The 5,112-nt window shown below is 68.2% G+C and carries 5 protein-coding genes; 3 read left to right on the top strand and 2 right to left on the bottom strand.

The features are described from left to right. Window positions 1-113 precede the first annotated feature (113 nt). Window positions 114-668 carry a hypothetical protein gene (locus ACZ6D7_RS35155; RefSeq protein ID WP_469499931.1) on the bottom strand — a complete coding sequence of 185 codons (555 nt, stop codon included), beginning with the start codon at window positions 666-668 and terminating at the stop codon, window positions 114-116. A 101-nt stretch (window positions 669-769) separates the two neighbouring features. Further along, entirely contained in the window at window positions 770-1,006 is a 237-nt protein-coding gene (locus tag ACZ6D7_RS35150; RefSeq protein ID WP_469499930.1) for a hypothetical protein, read from the bottom strand. Window positions 1,007-1,206: 200 nt separating this feature from the next. On the opposite strand from ACZ6D7_RS35150, the gene thyX reads away from it, so the two are divergent. From thyX to ACZ6D7_RS35135, 3 genes are all read left to right on the top strand, one after another. After that, window positions 1,207-1,911, top strand: coding sequence for an FAD-dependent thymidylate synthase (gene thyX, locus ACZ6D7_RS35145; protein WP_469500099.1), 705 nt, complete (start codon window positions 1,207-1,209; stop codon window positions 1,909-1,911). Window positions 1,912-2,123: 212 nt separating this feature from the next. Continuing rightward, the gene (dapA, locus tag ACZ6D7_RS35140; protein WP_469499928.1) at window positions 2,124-3,023 is read left to right on the top strand and encodes a 4-hydroxy-tetrahydrodipicolinate synthase; all 900 of its coding nucleotides are present in this window, start codon (window positions 2,124-2,126) and stop codon (window positions 3,021-3,023) included. Between the two features lie 128 nt (window positions 3,024-3,151). Beyond that, on the top strand, window positions 3,152-4,837 hold the full coding sequence (locus ACZ6D7_RS35135) for a ribonuclease J (RefSeq protein WP_469499926.1): 1,686 nt from the start codon (window positions 3,152-3,154) through the stop codon (window positions 4,835-4,837). The last annotated feature ends 275 nt before the right edge of the window (window positions 4,838-5,112 follow it).

Here is a 5,112-nt window from a genome sequence, read left to right as displayed (position 1 = left end):
CTCCCACCCCCACCCCCCCCCCCCACCCCCCCCCCCCCCCCCCCCCCACCCCTCCCCCCCCCCCCCCCCCCCCCCCCCCCCCCCCCCCCCCCCCACGTTCGGCCCGCGCGGCCTCAGCCGAGCCGGTTCTCCGCGGCCCACGCCTCGACGGCGTCCGCCGCCCGGTCGAACGCCTCGGCCCGCCCGAGGAAGTCCGCCCCGTGCGTGGTCAGCAGCGTCGCGGTGTCGTCCGCCGACCGGTCCCGCCGTACGAGGGCCAGCGCCTGCCCCTGGACGGTCCGCGGCAGCCCCAGCCAGCGCACCGGCTGCTGCACGGTCCGCACGCCCGCGACCCGGTTCCACGGCACCGTCCGGGTGATGAGGAACCGCACCTGCCGCAGGCCGCGCGGGCTCACCCACACCCCCATGCGCAGCAGCCGCAGCGCACAGGCGATCACGAGCAGCGAGAATCCGAAGATGACTCCGGCCTCGGACACCGAGCCGGTCAGCGCGATCACGACGGCCGCGAACAGCACGTACGAGGCGAGCAGCAGTGCCAGCGCGGCCACCGCCACGCGCCAGGGCCCGGGGCGGTAGGGGCGCCGCCAGCGCTCACGGTCGTCGAAGGGCAGCGCTGCATCGTCGGCTGCCTCGAATGCGTGGTCGGCCGTCAGGAAGGGCAGGGGCACGGCTGGTCCTCACTCGTCCATGCGTGGGCTGTGCCCGGTGAGGCTATCCGCCTGTGTCCGCGCTCACCACCATCGGGGGCCCGGATGGAGTCAGCGCGGGCTCAGCGCCCCTGGGACGCCTGTGACTGCGGTGTCTGCGCGGTGTGGTCGAGGGTCAGTGCCGGCATCCCGATGACCAGGGATCCCACCAGCGCGGCGACGATGGTGAGCCCCAGCAGCCAGCGCCCGGCCAGCTGACTGAACGAGGACCGCTCGGGGGGTGGGGGAGTGACATTGCTGCGGAACCTGTCGGCGTCGGCGAGGAAGGCGAACGGGACGGGCTCGCGGCGGCGGAACATCGGGGGTGGCACCTTTCGGGGCTCGGACGAACGGCTGTCACTGACACAGACGAACGAGTGGCACGAAAGGTGCCCGCTTTCACCCCGATTTCACATCACCCGGGTGATGAAGACCCCGTTTGGCGGGCCGTAGAGTGGGCGCCGACCGCAGATGTGATGGGAAGGATCCCCCCGTGCCCGCCGGCGACTCCAACATTTCCATGCGCAGTGACGTCACCGTTGAGCTGGTCAAATCCAGCGCTTCGGACGCGGACGTCCTGTTTGCCGCCCGTGTCTCGACCCTCGGCGAGCAGTCGCTGGAGGAACTCCAGAAGGACCCCGAGCGCTCCAAGGGCCTGATCAACTACCTGATGCGGGACCGGCACGGCAGCCCCTTCGAGCACAACTCGATGACCTTCTTCATCAGCGCCCCGATCTTTGTCTTCCGCGAGTTCATGCGGCACCGCGTGGGCTGGTCGTACAACGAGGAATCGGGTCGGTACAGGGAGCTGGAGCCGGTCTTCTACGCCCCCGACGAGTCCCGCAAGCTCGTGCAGGAGGGGCGGCCGGGCAAGTACGTCTTCGTCGAGGGAACGTCGTCGCAGCACGCCACGGTCCGCGACGTCCTGGACGAGTCCTACCAGCAGGCGTACGCCGCCTACCAGAAGCTGCTCGCCGAGGGCGTCGCCCGCGAGGTCGCCCGCTCGGTCCTCCCCGTCGGCCTCTTCTCCTCGATGTACGCCACCTGCAACGCCCGCTCGCTGATGCACTTCCTCGGCCTGCGCACCCAGCACGAGCTGGCCAAGGTCCCGTCCTTCCCGCAGCGGGAGATCGAGATGGTGGGCGAGAAGATGGAGGCCGAGTGGTTGAAGCTCATGCCCCTGACGCACGCCGCCTTCAATGCCAACGGTCGCGTCGCCCCGTAGCGAAGGCTTGTTCTCCGTCTCGGCACACATGTGCGGGTCATCCGAGCGAAGTGTCCGTATTGCGGCATTTAGAGAAGTTCATCTAGCCTGATCAAACGGGCCCGGTACTGCTTGAACCCCCGAGCAGGCAGTACCGGGCTCCACATTTGTCCTGACTTTTCGCAACCCCCCGAGGGCAGACCACGGGGTGCGCAACGAGTAGCGTGTTACCCATGGCTCCGACCTCCACTCCGCAGACCCCCTTCGGGCGGGTCCTCACCGCCATGGTCACGCCCTTCACGGCGGACGGCGCACTCGACCTCGACGGCGCACAGCGGCTCGCCACCCACCTGGTGGACGCAGGCAACGACGGCCTGATCATCAACGGCACCACGGGCGAGTCCCCCACCACCACCGACGCGGAGAAATCGGACCTGGTACGAGCCGTCCTGGAGGCCGTCGGAGACCGGGCCCACATCGTGGCCGGCGTCGGCACCAACGACACCCACCACAGCATCGAACTGGCCAGGGCCGCCGAGAAGACGGGCGCACACGGCCTCCTGGTCGTCACCCCGTACTACAACAAGCCCCCTCAGGAGGGCCTGTACCGCCACTTCACGGCCGTCGCCGACGCCACCGAGCTGCCGGTCATGCTCTACGACATCCCCGGCCGCAGCGGCGTCCCGATCAGCTCCGAGACGCTCGTCCGCCTCGCCCAGCACCCGAGGATCGTCGCCAACAAGGACGCCAAGGGCGACCTCGGCCGCGCGAGCTGGGCCATCGCCCGCTCCGGCCTCGCCTGGTACTCAGGCGACGACATGCTGAACCTCCCGCTGCTCTCCGTGGGCGCGGTCGGTTTCGTCTCGGTCGTCGGCCATGTCGTCACGCCCGACCTGCGCGCCCTCGTCGACGCGTTCGTCGCCGGTGACGTGCAGAAGGCCACCGAGATCCACCAGAAGCTGCTCCCCGTCTACACGGGTATGTTCCGCACCCAGGGCGTCATGACGACCAAGGCCGCGCTCGCCCTTCTCGGCCTGCCTGCCGGTCCGCTGCGCCTGCCCATGGTCGAGTGCTCGTCCGAAGAGGTCGAACAGCTCAAGATCGATCTTGCCGCCGGCGGGGTACAGCTCTGACAACAGACTTCACAACTGAATAGGCAGGCCACCGGTGCCTGCAATCCACAACGACAACTGCTTCTGCACGAACGTCATGCGCGCCACGTGCCCACCGGTACGTGGCGTGCGTGTTTGAGGAGAGTCTTTTGAGTCATCCGCATCCGGAACTGGGCCCGCCGCCGCCGCTCCCGAAGGGCGGCCTGCGGGTCACCCCACTCGGCGGCCTCGGCGAGATCGGCCGCAACATGACGGTCTTCGAGTACGGCGGCCGTCTGCTGATCGTCGACTGCGGAGTGCTCTTCCCCGAGGAGGAGCAGCCCGGAATCGACCTGATCCTGCCGGACTTCTCGTCCATCAGGGACCGCCTCGACGCGATCGAGGGCATCGTCCTCACGCACGGTCACGAGGACCACATCGGTGCCGTCCCCTACCTCCTCCGGGAGAAGCCGGACATCCCGCTGATCGGCTCCAAGCTGACTCTCGCGCTTATCGAGGCGAAGCTCCAGGAGCACCGCATCCGCCCCTACACCCTCGAGGTGGTGGAGGGGAACCGCGAGCGCATCGGCCCCTTCGACTGCGAGTTCATCGCGGTCAACCACTCCATCCCGGACGCCCTCGCCGTGGCGATCCGCACCCCCGCCGGCATGGTGGTCCACACGGGTGACTTCAAGATGGACCAGCTCCCGCTGGACAACCGTCTGACGGATCTACACGCGTTCGCACGGCTGAGCGAAGAGGGCATCGACCTCCTCCTCTCCGACTCCACGAACGCCGAAGTCCCCGGTTTCGTACCGCCCGAGCGGGACATCTCCAACGTCCTGCGCACGGTCTTCGGGAACGCCCGCAAGCGGATCATCGTGGCCAGCTTCGCCAGCCACGTCCACCGCATCCAGCAGATCCTGGACACCGCGCACGAGTACGGCCGCCGGGTCGCCTTCGTCGGCCGCTCGATGGTGCGCAACATGGGCATCGCGCGCGACCTGGGCTATCTGCGGGTCCCGCCGGGTCTGGTGGTGGACGTCAAGACCCTCGACGACCTCCCGGACCACGAGGTGGTCCTGGTCTGCACGGGTTCCCAGGGCGAGCCGATGGCGGCCCTGTCCCGCATGGCCAACCGCGACCACCAGATCCGTATCGTCCCCGGCGACACGGTCATCCTGGCGTCGTCCCTGATCCCCGGCAACGAGAACGCGGTCTACCGCGTGATCAACGGCCTGACCCGCTGGGGCGCGAACGTCGTCCACAAGGGCAACGCCAAGGTCCACGTCTCCGGCCACGCGTCCGCCGGCGAACTGCTGTACTTCTACAACATCTGCCGCCCGAAGAACCTGATGCCGGTCCACGGCGAATGGCGCCACCTGCGCGCCAACGCCGAGCTGGGCGCCCTGACAGGCGTCCCGCACGACCGCATCGTCATCGCCGAGGACGGCATCGCCGTCGACCTCGTCGAGGGCAAGGCCAAGATCTCCGGCAAGGTCCAGGCGGGCTACGTCTACGTCGACGGCCTCTCGGTCGGCGATGTCGGCGAGCCGGCGCTGAAGGACCGGAAGATCCTGGGCGACGAGGGCATCATCTCGGTCTTCGTCGTCATGGACTCCTCCACCGGCAAGATCAACGCAGGCCCGCACATCCAGGCCCGTGGCTCGGGCATCGACGACTCGGTCTTCGGGGACGTCATCCCGAGGATCACCGAGGTCCTGGAGCGCTCGGCCCAGGACGGCGTGGTCGAGCCCCACCAGCTGCAACAACTCATCCGCCGGACCCTGGGCAAGTGGGTCTCGGACACCTATCGCCGCAGGCCGATGATCCTCCCGGTCGTGGTGGAGGTCTGAGCGACATACGACCCCTCGTATGCGTGAACCTGGAGCGGGGCGCCTCGATTTGCATCGGGGAGCCCCGCTCCAGTACGTTTACGGCTCCGCCTGAACGGGAACCCGGTAGCACTACGCACCGGAACCAGTCCCCGGGAGGGGCCGGGAAAACCGACTCAGAACTTCTGATAAAGTCGGAACCGCCGGAAAGGAAGCCGCGAAACAAAAGCGGAAACCTGGAAAGCACCGAGGAAATCGGATCGAGAAAAGATCTGATAGAGTCGGAAACGCAAGAC

The sequence above is a fragment of the Streptomyces sp. NPDC041784 genome (assembly GCF_055591025.1).
Note: the sequence above shows the minus strand (reverse complement) of the source record. Positions and strands in the feature narration are given on the sequence as shown.